Annotated in this window: 12 protein-coding genes and 1 CRISPR repeat array; all 12 genes read right to left on the reverse strand. The window is 51.3% G+C overall.

Annotated elements, in window-relative coordinates; all coding sequences use genetic code 11:
* Positions 1 to 18: 18 nt before the first annotated feature.
* Positions 19 to 1,368 (reverse strand): GntP family permease, encoded by a 1,350-nt coding sequence (locus tag GT3570_RS09190; protein WP_062898669.1) that lies wholly within the window; start codon positions 1,366 to 1,368, stop codon positions 19 to 21.
* Between the two features lie 156 nt (positions 1,369 to 1,524).
* Complete coding sequence (gene xylB, locus GT3570_RS09195) at positions 1,525 to 3,069, reverse strand: xylulokinase (RefSeq protein WP_062898670.1); 1,545 nt, start codon at positions 3,067 to 3,069, stop codon at positions 1,525 to 1,527.
* A gap of 17 nt (positions 3,070 to 3,086) precedes the next feature.
* Positions 3,087 to 4,103, reverse strand: a complete 1,017-nt coding sequence (locus tag GT3570_RS09200) for a LacI family DNA-binding transcriptional regulator (RefSeq protein WP_062898671.1) — start codon at positions 4,101 to 4,103, stop codon at positions 3,087 to 3,089.
* A 520-nt stretch (positions 4,104 to 4,623) separates the two neighbouring features.
* Positions 4,624 to 5,559, reverse strand: a complete 936-nt coding sequence (locus tag GT3570_RS09205; RefSeq protein WP_062898672.1) for an AEC family transporter — start codon at positions 5,557 to 5,559, stop codon at positions 4,624 to 4,626.
* A 61-nt stretch (positions 5,560 to 5,620) separates the two neighbouring features.
* Positions 5,621 to 6,307, reverse strand: coding sequence for a response regulator (locus tag GT3570_RS09210; protein ID WP_014196017.1), 687 nt, complete (start codon positions 6,305 to 6,307; stop codon positions 5,621 to 5,623).
* 72 nt (positions 6,308 to 6,379) lie between these two features.
* On the reverse strand, positions 6,380 to 7,978 hold the full coding sequence (locus tag GT3570_RS09215; protein WP_062898673.1) for an ATP-binding protein: 1,599 nt from the start codon (positions 7,976 to 7,978) through the stop codon (positions 6,380 to 6,382).
* A gap of 72 nt (positions 7,979 to 8,050) precedes the next feature.
* Positions 8,051 to 9,577 (reverse strand): tripartite tricarboxylate transporter permease, encoded by a 1,527-nt coding sequence (locus GT3570_RS09220; RefSeq protein ID WP_062898674.1) that lies wholly within the window; start codon positions 9,575 to 9,577, stop codon positions 8,051 to 8,053.
* Positions 9,578 to 9,590: 13 nt separating this feature from the next.
* Entirely contained in the window at positions 9,591 to 10,055 is a 465-nt protein-coding gene (locus GT3570_RS09225) for a tripartite tricarboxylate transporter TctB family protein (RefSeq protein WP_020279064.1), read from the reverse strand.
* A 54-nt stretch (positions 10,056 to 10,109) separates the two neighbouring features.
* Entirely contained in the window at positions 10,110 to 11,150 is a 1,041-nt protein-coding gene (locus tag GT3570_RS09230) for a Bug family tripartite tricarboxylate transporter substrate binding protein (protein ID WP_023633751.1), read from the reverse strand.
* A gap of 367 nt (positions 11,151 to 11,517) precedes the next feature.
* Entirely contained in the window at positions 11,518 to 12,447 is a 930-nt protein-coding gene (locus GT3570_RS09235; RefSeq protein ID WP_014196023.1) for an Rpn family recombination-promoting nuclease/putative transposase, read from the reverse strand.
* 100 nt (positions 12,448 to 12,547) lie between these two features.
* A CRISPR array of direct repeats spans positions 12,548 to 12,974; the repeat unit is 30 nt; unit sequence GTTTCAATCCCTCATAGGTACGATAAAAAC.
* Between the two features lie 180 nt (positions 12,975 to 13,154).
* On the reverse strand, positions 13,155 to 14,315 hold the full coding sequence (locus tag GT3570_RS09240) for a mannitol-1-phosphate 5-dehydrogenase (RefSeq protein ID WP_014196024.1): 1,161 nt from the start codon (positions 14,313 to 14,315) through the stop codon (positions 13,155 to 13,157).
* The gene (locus GT3570_RS09245) at positions 14,315 to 14,758 is read right to left on the reverse strand and encodes a PTS mannitol transporter subunit IIA (RefSeq protein ID WP_020279061.1); all 444 of its coding nucleotides are present in this window, start codon (positions 14,756 to 14,758) and stop codon (positions 14,315 to 14,317) included. Before GT3570_RS09245 ends, GT3570_RS09240 begins: the two co-directional genes overlap by 1 nt.
* Positions 14,759 to 14,761 lie beyond the last annotated feature (3 nt).

The following is a 14,761-nucleotide window of genomic DNA, read 5'->3' on the forward strand; positions in this document are numbered from 1 at the left end:
CGTCTTGCCTGGAAAAGGCTAGAGAACCATATTCAATAACAAAATGAAGACAAACGCCACCACCGAAATAATCGTTTCCATGACTGTCCATGTCATGAGCGTTTCTTTCACCGTCATGCCGAAATATTCTTTGATCATCCAGAAGCCGGAGTCATTGACGTGCGACAAGATCAACGAACCCGCGCCGGTCGCCAAGACAAGCAGTTCCATATTCGTTCCCGGCATGGTAGCCGCGATGGGGGCAACGATGCCGGCAGCGGTCATCATCGAGACGGTCGCCGATCCCGTCGCTACGCGAATGAGCGCCGCAATGCCCCAGCCTAACAGGAGCGGAGAGAAGTGCGAGTGTTTCGCCACTTCCGCGATTTGTTCGCCGATGCCGGAATCAAGCAGCACTTTGTTGAATGCGCCGCCCGCCCCGATGACAAGCAGGATGTTCGCGACCGGGCCGAGGCAGTCGTTGGCAAATTTCAAGACAGCGTCGCGGTTGAAGCCGCGGGCGTAGCCTAAGCTGAAGAACGAATAAACCGTCGCGATCAAGAGCGCAACAATCGGGTCGCCGATAAAGCGCAACACTTTCGCCGCTTCTGACTTTTGATCAAGCGTCACGTTTGCCACAGAGGCAATCAACATCAAAATGACCGGAAGCAAAATCGTGAACAGCGTATTGCCAAAGCCTGGAAACTCACGTGCTTCTTTATGCTGCACAAGCTGTTCGGCAATCTCCGCCGGCACTGTTTTGTGCAGGCGCGAACCGATCCATTTGCCGTACAGCGGCCCAGCAATGATCGCCGTCGGCAGACCGACGATAATCGAATAAAGAATGGTCTTTCCAACGTCAGCTTGAAAAATGCCGACAGCCGCCATCGCCGCCGGATGCGGCGGGACAAGGCCGTGCACCACCGACAAACCGGCGACAAGCGGAATGCCGATCGTCACAAGTGAAATGCCGGTTTCCATCGCAATCGTAAAGACGAGCGGAATGAGCAATACAAACCCCACTTGGAAAAAGACCGGAATGCCGACTAAAAAGGCGACGACCATCATCGCCCAATGGACGCGTTTTTGGCCAAAGCGGTCGATCAACGTTTTCGCAATGCGCTCGGCGCCGCCTGATTCGGCCATCATTTTGCCGAGCATCGTCCCGAGCGCCAAGACGATCGCTAAAAAGCCAAGCGTATTGCCAAGCCCCGCTTTAATCGAATCAATGATCCCCGGCGTTTCTGGAGACGGAGCGACAAGCGGCATCCCCATCGCCAGTCCGACGCCGACGGACACTAAAATGAGTGCGACAAACGGATGCATTTTCACCGCCGTAATGAGCAATAACAAAACGATAATAGCGGCAATAACAATGGCAATTCCCATCTGCGTCTCCTCCTTGCGTTTTTCTTATTGCTTTATAGATAAATCGATTTAGCCCTTACTAAAGCAAACGTTTTCAGTTTTGTTTAAGAGAGAGGGGATAAATCGATTTAGTAACCGTAACGTTGGAGCCCTAAACCGATTTAGGATTTGCCCCTTTTACCCATTGCGTCGCTGAAACGCAGCGATGATGTCAAATTCCTCTTTCAATCGCTCATACAAACGAGCATACAAATCAAACAGCTCGGCGTAAATGAGCGTATGGGCTTCGTTCGGCTCATGGCGGGCCATTGTACCGATCCATGGTTTCACCATCTCAAGCGACGGCAATTCGCCTAATGCATGAAGCGCCACCGCGGCCGCTCCTAACGCTGAAGCCTCGTGCGTCTGCGGCACAATGAGCGGTTTGCCGAGCATATCGGCAAGCATTTGCCGCCAAAACGGCGATTTGGCAAATCCGCCCGAGACGCGGATTTCTGACATCGGCCCGGTTGCATCGCGAATGGCCAAGGCGACGGATAGGATGCTGAAGCAGACGCCTTCCATGACAGCGCGGATGAAATGCTCGCGCTTATGATGAAGGCCAAGGCCAAAAAACGTCCCACGCGCGTTCGCGTTCCAATACGGCGCCCGCTCGCCCGATAAAAACGGCAAAAACACCAGCCCCTCGGATCCAGGCGGAACACGTTCGGCGTATTTCGTCAACAAATCGTATGGATCCATTCCGAGCTTTTTCGCCACTTCCCGCTCCTGGGCGCCGAACTCATCGCGCAGCCAGCGAAGCAAGATGCCGCCGTTGTTCGTCGGCCCGCCAACGACCCAATAGCCAGGCGTCAACGCATAACAAAACGTCCGCCCTTTTTCATCGGTTGTCGGTTTTGTCGCGATCGTCCGCACCGCCCCGCTCGTCCCGATTGTAATCGCTGCTTCCCCCGGAAGCACCGCCCCGACACCGACATTGGCGAGCACGCCGTCACTTGCGCCGATAACGACGGGCACATCAGCGGATACCCCCATTTTATCCGCCCATTCTTTCTTCATTCCTTGCAGAATGTGTATAGCTGGAACTAAACGCGGCAGCTGCTCGCGGCTGATACCAAGAAACGAAAGCACACCCTCGTCCCAATCAAGCGTATCGAGGCGGAACAAACCAGTGGCTGAAGCGAGCGAATGGTCAGCGATATAATCGCCATATAGGCGGTAAAGCACATAGTCTTTCACAGAGACAAACCAGCGGGCTTGCCGAAACACATCCGGCTGCTTCTCTTTCAGCCAAAGCAGTTTCGGCAACGGGGACATCGGGTGGATCGGTGTCCCCGTCCGCCGATAAATATCAAGCCCGTTCTGTTCTTTCAACAGCCGCTCCGCTTGGGCGACGCTCCGGTTGTCCGCCCAGATCATGAGGCGGGTAAGCGGCCGCCCGGATCCGTCAAGCGCCATGATCGAGTGCATCGCCGCGCTCAAGCCCATCGCTTTCACCTGCTCTGGGCGGATGCCGTGGCGGATCGTCACCGCTCCGACCGCTTGAATGACCGCGGCAAACAGCTCTTCCGGATCCTGCTCCGCAAACCCCGGGTGCGGCTGGATGATCGGATAGTCGATCGCATGAGAGGCCAGCACCCTCCCCTGCTCGTCAAACACGACCGCTTTCGTACTTGTCGTTCCAATATCAATCCCAATGACGACGTCCCCATGAATCGCCATCGTTTCTCCTCCCTTCCTCATGCCTTCTCCCGTCTGATCGCTGTCCTTTCCATCAACACCGGGGAGAAACGAAACACGCGCGGGCTGTCGGCATGATTCGAATCCATTTGTTCAAACACACGCTCCGCCGCTTTTTTTCCCATCGCAAACGTTGGCTGGGCGATCGTCGTCAACGCCGGTGTATAAATATCGGCAAACGGCACATCGTCAATATTGATGATCGCCAGTTCATCCGGCATACGGATGCCCGTCTCCTTCACAAACCGCAAAACGCCCATTAACGTCAAGTCGTTAATCGCAAACAAGGCGTTTGGCCGCTCCGATTCCATGAACCGCTTCTTCAGCTCCCCAGGCAGCGCGGCAGGTTCAGCGGCGATGACGTTTTGATCGCCGACTTCAAATCCCCTTTTCTCCATGGCCGCCCGAAACCCTTCAAATCGTTCCATCCGCGGCACGTTGTAAGGGACAAGCGGCGGGGTGACAATGGCAATCCGGTCGTAGCCATAGGAAGCGAAATACTGAACCGCCATTTCCGCTGCACCTGCATTATCAAGCAGCACGCTGTCCGCCTCCACCCCCGGCACCATCCGGTCGACAAACACAAGCGGAAAGCGCTCCTCGACAAGGCGGCGGTAGACCTCTTCATTTTTCCCTGTCGGAAACACGATCAGCCCGTCCACTTGTTTCGCCAGCAACATGTCAACATATTTTTTCTCCTTTTCCGAATCATCGCCGGAGTTGCAGACAATGACTTGAAACCCGCGCTTTTGGCATTCCTCTTCAATGGCGTGCAGCACTTGCGTCGTCAACATATGAAGCATGTTGAACACAATCACGCCAATGGTCGCTGTCGTCTTTTGCTTTAAGCTGCGGGCGATGACGTTTGGCTGATAGCCAAGTTCCTCAATCGCTTGAGCGATGCGCTTTCTTGTTTCCTCGCTCATATATTCATAGCGTTTGTTCAAGTATTGCGAGACCGTGCTTTTCGAAACGTTGGCCAATTTCGCGACATCGGCCATCGTTACTTTTTTCAACTGGGATCCCTCTTTCAGACTAAATCGATTTAGTTCAAAAGTATTTTCATAAACCGGTTTAGCTTTATTATAAACCAAATGAAAGCGGTTTACAATAGTTTTGGATTGAAATCCTAAAGCGTCAGAGAAAGTTCGAAAATCCAACGTTCTTCTTCGTTTTCGCACCTTTTGAATCAAAACGTCTGGTCAATCGATGAGTTCTTTGATAAACGGAGAATACATGCGAATGTTCCTCCAATGGGTTGGTTTGGTCACCTTTACCATACAGGAACATTCGCATTTTTTGCACCCTCTATTTTTCCTATGCATACCTATCTTAAAATCTCAAGTACAACTTGTGGTGAAGAGCCGATATTGGTTCATCACCAAAAGATGTACTTGCACCTGCCATTAAAGTATGGTAGCTGTTTCTAACCGAACCTGCAATGTAAGCTGTAGGGTTTTGACACGAAAGCACATTGTCGTCGATCCCCCCATGATTTTTGCATGATTGGGAGTCGACGACAGCTTGCCCTCGTTTTCATCCAGCGATCGGAAACAACAGCCGGGCCGCATACACAACGCCTGTAACGGTAATGGCGCTCAACAAAGTCGACACCAACACCGCCTGGGCGGCGTAATCTGGGTGGCAGTCATACTCGAGTGCATACAGCGCCGTATTGCGCGAGCACGGATAGGAACTAGCAATGAGCAACGCCTGAGCCGTCACTCCATCAATTCCTAATAGAAAGATCAAAGACGCAGCCAACAGCGGCGACAAAACGAGACGCCCAAACACACTTGCATACACAAGCGGCGGCAAGGCGTTAAAACGGGCGTAGGCGATTTGCGCTCCCAACGTAAAGAGGGCGATGGCTAAAAACGCGTCGGCAACCCGCCGAAGCGGCGTCCATAAAAATGATGGGATTGGGACGTGAAGCCATCGGCAGACCACACCGAACAACAGCGCGTGAAGAACGGGATTTTTCCATATCTCAGCGGCCCATTTCCCACTTTTCCCGTTTCCTGACACGAACTGATACACTCCATATGTATTGGTCAAGAAGTTTTGAAAAATGGTCACGATGATTTGAATCGTCGCCCCGAGCGGATGTTGGTGAAACACCAGCTGGCTGACAGGAATGCCGAAGTTGCCAGAATTGTTCAGCACAACCGTATTTTGAAACACCGCTGCCATACTTCGCTCCAGTTTGAATAGTTTCGCCATGATCCTACTCAAAACCATCAGCCCGCCGTTTTGCAACAGAAGAAACCCTAAGATAGCCGCTAACACCTTTCCATTCAACTCACTGTCGTACACGTTGATGAATGCGACTGCCGGCAGCAGGACATACATGTTCAATTTGGATAATGTATTGAGGTCAAGACGAAAGAAACGGTGAAACCCTGCCCCCAAGCCGACGATCAGCAACATCGGAATCATGACTTGAAGCAAGATACTCACAAAAATGTCCAAGATGTTTTCCCCCGCTTTCTTTATGCATACGGAAGCCGCTATTCTCTGAAACGGATCTCGCTCATCCTCTTTTCTTATAAATCCGCTCTGGACGTCCGACCGATCCATAGACAATATCGGCTAGCACTTGTCCCGTGGAGACAAGGTATTCTAAATATCGACGGGCGGTCGTCCGGCTTGTGCCAATTTGCCGTCCCACTTCTTCCGCCGTCACACCATCTTGACACCGTTTCACAACCATCAGCACTTTTTCAAGGGTTAGCGGCTGAATGCCTTTTGGAAGCATAGGCTGATCCCTAACCGGGGCCTCCCGCCCGATCAGTTTGTCGACATCCTCTTGATCGATCCACTCTTTTTCTTTCATCCACTGCTGCATTTTATCATAATATTCTTTATATCGATGCAAGGTTTCGGCAAATCGATCAAACATAATCGGCTTGATAATATAATCAAACACCCCGCCATGCAGCGCTTGTTTCAAGGCATCCACTTCTCGTGCTGCTGTGATCATAATAATATCGATATTGGAAAAGCGTTCCCGAACCCATTTTAAAAAAGAGAGGCCGTTCATATCCGGAAAATAGACATCAAGCAACAACACGTCGGGTTGCAGCACCTCTGTCAATTCCCTTGCCTCTTCGGCGTTCGTGGCAATGCCGACCACTTCATACCCATTCACTTTCTCGACAAAGCGCCGATTAATTTCAGCGATGCGGCGGTCGTCTTCAATAATAAGTACACGAATCATCCCCCCTGCTTCCCTCCCTCCGAAATATTGATGCATAAAGGTGTAGAGGCCTTTTATGGGAAATGCTTTCTTTCAGCATGGGTTGGCACGGCCCGACCGCTTCGGAATAATGACGGTAAACACCGTTCCCTCTCCTTGTTTCGACTGGTAGGTGATTTGCCCACCAAGCATCGCCAGCGCCTTCCTGACAAGATCAAGCCCATACCCACGGAGGCCGTTGGCTTTGGTCGAAAAGCCGCGGTCGTATATCCGTTCCGCCACATCCGGATCAACGCCTAATCCGTTATCCTCGACCTCAATAATCAAGTCATCGCCGAGGTCGGTCAAAAAAATGGTCACTCGTTTCTCTTCTTTTCCGTTGTGGAGGACCGCTTCCATGGCGTTATCCAACAAATTCCCGATAATCGTCACCAAATGGTCGCGATCAATCCATGGCGGCACATCGCGAAAACTGCTTTCCCGATCAATTTCAAAGGTGATTTTCAGCTCATGGGCGCGGTTGAACTTGTCAATCAGCAGCCCGCCGATGATCGAATCCGGGATTTCTTTCATGACAAAACGAATGATATTTTGTTGTAAGTTCGTTTCTTTCGTAATAAGCTCAAGCGCTTCTTCATACGACTCAAGTTGAATCAACCCAGAGATCAAATACAGCTTATTGGAAAATTCATGTGTTTGCGCCCGCAGCGCATCCGCGTACACCCGGAGCTGGGACAGCTCTTTTGTGAGGCGATACAGCTCCGATTTGTTGCGAAACGTCGACACCGCTCCAATGACGCGCCCAGTTTTATCCTTAATCGGGATTCGGTTCGCAATGACCGTTTCTTCACCTAACACCATTTCATCGTCAAATTCCGCCTGTCCCGTCCGAATGACTTCAGGCAACCTCGAGTGGGGAATAAGCTGTAAGATAGGCATTCCCAATACACCGCGTTCGTTCTCATACCCAAGCAACTTCAACGCGGTTTGATTGACCATTGTAATCGTTCCCTCTTGATTGATGGCCACAATTCCTTCGCGAATCGCTTCTAAAATCGCCTGCTTTTCTTGGTAGAGCAAACCGATTTCTTCCGGTTCAAGACCATGAATCGATTTTTTCACCGTGCTGGCGATCGCCATTGCACCCACCGCTCCGAGAAAGAGGGCAAAAACGGAGAAGAGAAACATCTTCATACGATACGACCATACTGTACGCTGAATATCCTCTAGCAAAAAACCAACCGAAACAATGCCGATCACATGTCCGTTTTCATCAAAAATCGGCGCTTTTCCCCGGATCGCCGGACCAAGCGAACCGACCGCCTCGGAAATAATCGCTTTGCCTTTCAGCACTTCGCCGTTGTCGCCCCCTACCATATGCTTTCCAATCCGATCTGGCAGTGGGTGAGCGTAGCGGATTCCCTTACGGTTGCCAATCACTACGTACTCCGCCCCTGTCTTTCGGCGAATATGTTCGGCAAACGGCTGCAAGCGCACTGACGGATTCGGGTCGCGGAACGCCTCGCGCACGAGCGGAGTCGACGCGACCGTCTCGGCCACATTCAGCGCTCGCATGCCAATTTGTTGTTTGAGCGTCGTCGCAAACATATGCTGAAACAAAAACGTTAAAACCACGATCACCAGCAGCAACAATGAACAAATAATGACCATTAACCGTGTCTGAAGCTTCATAGGGCTCGCTCCCCAAACAGCAAATAAAGAAAGACAGTCCGCCTGTTAGGCGGAACGTCTTTCTTTCTATTATTACATATCTTCGTTGATGACGACCGATTTTCCTCTTAGTTTCATGACAAACGGCACGGCAATCCATAAAAAGGCAATGACCAACAAGACGAGCGAAATCGGCTTTTCAAAGAAAACGAGATAGTCCCCGTTTGATGCCGTCAACGCCCGGCGCATATTGTTTTCGATCATCGGCCCGAGAACAAGCCCCAACACAAGCGGTGCCAATGGATAGTCGTGCTCTGCAAGCCAGTAGCCAAGCAGACCAAACGCCAGCAACAGAAACACATCAAACGTCGTCACTTGCACCGCATACACACCGAACACGGAAATGGCAATAATAAGCGGCAACAAATATTTCGTCGGCGTCTGGATAATTTTCGCGAACACTTTGACGAGCGGCATGTTGAGAATGAGCAACATGACGTTGCCGATAAACATGCTGGCGATCAATCCCCAGGCGACAGCTGGATGCTCATCGAACAACAGTGGACCTGGCTGGACGTTGTACATAATGAGTGCACCCATGAGGATCGCTGTCGTCCCTGAACCAGGAATGCCCAGCGTCAAAAGCGGAATCATTGCGCCCCCAGAAGCCCCGTTGTTCGCCGACTCCGGCGCCGCCACACCGGCGATCGTCCCTTGCCCGAACTTTTCCGGATGTTTGCTCACTTTCTTTTCAAGAATATAGGAGAAAAACGATGCCAACGTGGCCCCGGCTCCCGGCAACACCCCGATGAAAAAACCGAGCAGCGACCCACGGGCGATCGGCCCCGCGCTTTCTTTCAAATCCGCTTTCGTCGGCAACACGCGCCCGATTTTGGCGATGTCCCCGTCGTTCGTCTCATGATGGAGAATGGACTTGAATACCTCTCCTAACGCAAATAGCCCGACCGCTACGGTTAAAAACTCGAGACCTCCATATAAATAGGAAATGTCGTACGTAAAGCGAGCCACGCCGGAAACATTGTCGAGCCCAATCGTGGAAATCAACAAGCCGAACACTGTCATGATCCATGCTTTCGTCATCGATTTGCCAGCCAGTCCGCTCACCGCCGCCAACCCGAGCAGCATGAGCGAAAAATATTCAGCCGGGCCGAACTTCAGCGCCACATTCGACAACGGTTGGGCCAATAAGACGAGGCCGATTAGCGAAACAATTCCGGCGACAAAGGAACCGATCGCGGCAATGGCAAGCGCCGCCCCCGCCCTTCCTTGCCGGGCCATTTGATAGCCGTCCAGCGTTGTGACAACCGATGACGATTCCCCAGGCGTATTTAACAAAATCGATGTCGTCGAACCGCCATACATCGCCCCGTAATACACGCCGGCGAGCAAAATAATCGAACTGGCTGCCGCCTGTTCCGGACTAAGGCCGGACGTCATCGACGCCGTCACCGGAATAAGCAACGCCACCCCGCTCATCGGGCCAATCCCAGGAAGCACACCGACCGCTGTGCCGATCAACACCCCGATAAAGGCAAACAGCAAGTTATGCGGCTGAAGCGCTGTCTGAAATCCGTCAAGCAAAAACGATAGTGTGCTCATGATGCCCCTCCCTTCATTGGAACCAAATCGGCCAGCTTGGCAATGTTCCTTGCAGCAGCTTCACATAAAGGCCATATACGCCAAGCGAAAAGCCAGCCGCAATGGCGATCGACTTCCATAGCGCCCCTCTTTCCATCGTTTGAAAGCCGATAACAAGAAACAGAAACGTCGTGATTACATACCCAACCGTTTCAAGCAACGTCGCATAGAAAACAGCAGCAATGAAAATGATGAGAAACTTTTTGTACTGCCGCGGCGGCTTCTCTCCCACTGAATCCTTATAATCCTTATAGCCTCTCGTTTCAAACAACAGCTTGATGCTTAATAATGCCAGAACAAGTCCAAGCAAAAACGGAAATACGTTCGGTCCTACCGCACTGCCGTAGGCGCTTTTCGATAGGCGCAAGCTTTCCGCCATAAACAAGGAACCAACCGCCAAGAATGCCACCGCCGCGATACGATCAGCCGTTTTGTTCATGGTTCTTCCTCCTGTTCTTTACAAAAAAGGGGAAGAATGTTCTTCCCCCTTGCTTCATTTATGCATGCCAAGCGACTTCAGAAGGTCGCCGATTTGCTGCTCCTGCTCTTGCAAAAACTTCGTAAATTCGTCCGAATTGCGATATTCCGCCGCCCAGCCTTGTTTTTGCAGTTCTTCTTTCCACTTCTCGTGTTCAGACAACTTTTTCAATGTTTCTTCCCAAAACGCTTTTGCCTCTCGGGACATTTGCTTCGGCCCAAAAACCCCGCGCCAAATCGTAAATTCCGCATCAATGCCAAGCTCTTTCAACGTCGGCACGTCTTTCAGCACTCCGCCGAGGCGTTCTGGAGCGGAAACCGCCAACACCCGCACTTTGCCGGCTTTGAGATATTCGCCAACAGAAGAGGCATCCGTTGCAATCACATCGGCATTGCCGCCAAGCAGCGCAGCCATCGCTTCCCCGCCGCCATCGTACGAAACATACTTGACTGATTTCGGATCGATGCCCGACTTATAGATCGGCAAAATCGCGACTAAATGATCCATCGAACCTGGCGCCGATCCCCCGGCTACCGTGACCGATTTCGGATCTTGTTTAATGGTATTAAGCAAGTCGGTTAACGTTTGAAATTTCGAATCCGCCTTCACAACAATCGCGCCAAAGTCCTTCGTCAACTGGGCGAGCGGTGTCGTGTCTTTGTAGCCAAACGGGCTGTTCCCTTCTTTTTTCAAGTTGTTGATAATAATTGGCGGGGAGTTGACAAATAGTTTGTAATCGTTTTTCACATCTTGGGTGGCGTATTCGGCCATAAAGACCGCCCCGCCGCCGCCTGGTTTGTTTTCAACCGTCATGGTCTGTTTGATGAGCCCCGTCTCATCCAACACCTTCGTAATCGCGCGGGCCGTTAAATCCCAGCCGCCGCCCGCTCCGGACGGAGCGACAATCGTAATCGGCTTCGTCGGATAGTTGGAAGCAGACGAACCGGAGTTGGAACCGGACGGTTTCGACCCCGCCGATTCATTGCCTCCACAGGCCGCCAATGCCAGTGTCATCATCCCAGCCGCTAGCAACCCCCACCATCTTTTTTTCTTCATTCTCCCTTGCCCCCCTTGTTTCCTTTGATAACGTTTTCATCCATAACGTTATCACGCCGCCAGATCGGTGTGAAGTTTTTGAAAATAAAATGAATTTTGTGCATTTTGTTCATGGAGGTATAATCAGACCTGATATCAAGCACCTAGCGGAACGCTGGAGTCTCAAAGCAAAAAAAAGACCGCCAGCCTTCAAAGCAGACGGTACATAAAACTTTGGTACAGTACATACTTTCTGACTTTCGTTCCTCATCTTTTATGCGACAGGACAATCATCCGTTTTTTTACAATCTATCACTTACGAATCAATGATTTCATCTGCCTCTTTTGTCGCCGCCAACCGTCCTCGTTAGATAGCCGCCTCTTGTGTTTAATTTCCCTGCTCTTCAAGCAATTCCCAAACATCTTGCTCTGGAAGATCCACCAACCGAGCAATATCTTCCACCTTCATTCCTTTGCGCGCCATGTTGCGGATCAGTTGTTTCATTCCTTGCTTCATTCCTTGCTTCATTCCTTGTTTCATTCCCTGTTTGATCCCTTGTTCAATCCCGCGTTTAATTCCTTCTTCCAACCCCTGTTTTCTTCCCCTTTGCTCATAGGAAATGATCAGCTCCAACATTTTCTCTTTTTCTGTCGTTTCCATCTCCTTCACCTCTCTTTGCAGTTGTTGCTCTTCCTCCTCCGACAGCTTCACATACGTTTCAAAAAAGCCCAACAAGAGCCGTTGCCTCGCTTCATCCAGCTCCAATCGCACCAACATGCGCAAAAACTCTTTTTTCAACTCAATTTTCTCACTTTCAGTATACCCCATTTTGCCAAGGAGGGCAGCCGCAATCGGATTGTCATGCCGGATATAGTCTCTCCAATGTTTCTTGCGCAACTCCACCGGGAAAAAGCGAAACTGCAGCACGTCGCCAAAGGGAAACTCGATTGAGAACACGGACGGTTCTTCGCGGAGGGTGTCATGGCTGAAGACAGCGATCGGAACGATGCGGGTGCGGTATTTTTCAAACAAACGGCTGAAATAGATAAACATGCGCTCTGGAAACGATGGTTGCACGTAGCTTTGATTCTCCACATGAACGATGATCAGCCCATCCTCCCCTTTCAGCTTCGTCTCGACTAATAGATCGACGCGGTATTTTTCACCTGCCGTGACATCGGTAAACAGTTCTTCGGACAGAAAGGACAAATGGCTGAAATCAATGTGTTCATGCATGTCGGGAAAAAAGAGGAGAAGAAACTCTTCGAAGAACGTTTGGATCAGTTCTTTAAACAACCGGTCGTGGTCAATAGCCATTCCATCACCCCTCTTTGAACGTGTTCAATTCTATCCATTCGCAAGCAGGGGGTGAAAATCCTGCATCGGGGACAGAAAAAGTTGTACCGTACTGTATAGCGCTTCAGTCCCCCACAGGTACGATAAAAACGTATTCCTGTACCACGTGATTTAACTGTTGAACAGATGTTTCAATCCCTCATAGGTACGATAAAAACTCGCGAGAGCGGTTTGAGCATGTATGGACCAATCAAGAGTTTCAATCCCTCATAGGTACGATAAAAACTTCGTGGCAAATCTCCAAAAACAGTGAGCTTTGAGAGTTTCAATCCCTCATAGGTACGATAAAAACCAACTGGCGCAAAGACCCGTTGTTTGAGCGAGAGCGTTTCAATCCCTCATAGGTACGATAAAAACTGATTGCATGTGAGGGTTATGAGGAACTGGATGCATGTTTCAATCCCTCATAGGTACGATAAAAACATTCATTCATCTTCCGATGGAATCGGACTTGCAGGGTTTCAATCCCTCATAGGTACGATAAAAACCCAAACCATTCGCATAAAATCAAGCTTTTCCCCTTTTGGCTGTTTTCAGAATATCACGTTTCAAAAATTCTGTCAATACTGTTGAGCCGTGTTGGTTGTAGGATTTTGACGCAAAAAAATATTGTCGTCGATCCCCCGGGGTTTTTGCACGATTGGAGGTCGACGACATTTGAAAGGCGGTCAGCTTTTGTTTTTCTCCATTCTCCCGTACTCTTCCCTCACCGCGGCCACAAGCGGGTGCGCACTCTCAAGCCCCGCGTATTGCCGAAGCGCTCCTTCGATTCCGTGGTGTGCGATCGTTTGTTGCAGAGCGGCGGCTTCTGCATCGCTCGCATCATCAAAGCGCAACAGCGCGGCAATTCCTTTGGCGAGACCAGCAGGAACGCTGCCAAATAGTGTGCAGTATTGCGTCGCCGGAGCGATGAGCCGGTCGTTCGGCCCGAGCTTGCGGATCGGCGAACGGGCGACACGGACGATATCGTCGGAAAGGGACGGGTTGGTGAAACGCCCGATCGTCGTTTTGATATAGGAACGGTGCTCTTCCTCATGCCATCCGTGCTTTTTCAATAAGACGGCTCCCGACTCACTGAGCGCTTGCTCGACATTCAATCGAATACCTTCATCGTTCATCGCTTCCTGGACGGTTTTGTAGTTTCGCAGATACCCTAAGTAAGCGGCCAACGCATGGCCGGTATTGACCGTAAACAATTTGCGCTCGATATACGGCTCTAAGTCAGCGACAAAATGAGCCCCTTGAATCGGCGGAACAGTGCCGATGACGTTTCGCGTTTCAATCGTCCATTCGAAAAACGGTTCCACCGTGACAGCGAGTGGATCGTCATTCGTCTGATTCGGCACGATGCGGTCGACCGCGCAGTTGAGAAAACCAACGTTTTCATCTGCCAGCTGCTGCCCAGCCGTGGAAAGATGGGCAAAGACGTGCATTTTCAGCGTTTCCGTGCCGCCGATCATGTTTTCACAGGCAATGACGTGAAGCGGCTTCTGATGAACCGTGAAGCGCCGCTCAAGCCCAGCGGCGATGACTGGCGCAATAGCCGGCAAAATGTGCGGGCCGACCGCGGTCGTCACCAAATCAGCGTCTGCGATCGCCTCGATGACCGCTTCCCGCTCCGTTTGGCTGTTCAGGGCCGAAACGCCGCGCACCCATTGTTCTTCGCGCCGCTCGCCGGCAACAATGACGCGATACTCCCCCCGCTCTTTCAGCAAACGGACGATTTGTTCATTGACATCAACGAACACGACGTCATATCCCGACGCCGCCAGCAGGCTGCCGATAAAGCCGCGGCCGATGTTGCCGGCGCCAAAGTGGACGGCCCTCATCAGCCGTTCACCTCATGGAGCAGCGCAAGAATTTCCTCGGCCGTTTTGGCGTTCGCCATGGCGGCCACATTGTCTGCTTCGGCGCAGACGAGTGCGAGTTTCGAAAGAATATCCAAATGTTTCCCGTCTTTGCCGGCAATGCCGATGACGATCGTGGCCATGTTGCCGCCTCCAAAATCGACGCCGTCCGGAACTTGCACGATCGAAATGCCGGACTGTTTCACGAGCGCTTTTGCCGCTTCCGTTCCGTGCGGAATGGCGACGTTGTTGCCGATATACGTTGATGTCAGTTCTTCCCGTTCAAGCATCGCATCAACATATGCCGGGGCGACATATCCTTGCTTGACCAACACCTCGCCGGCGAGGCGGATCGCCTCTTCTTTCGTTTTTGGTTGCGCATTGAGCACAATGTTTTCTTTGTTTAAAATCGAATGGGTCAACATCCG

Source organism: Geobacillus thermoleovorans, assembly GCF_001610955.1.
Taxonomy (GTDB): domain Bacteria; phylum Bacillota; class Bacilli; order Bacillales; family Anoxybacillaceae; genus Geobacillus; species Geobacillus thermoleovorans.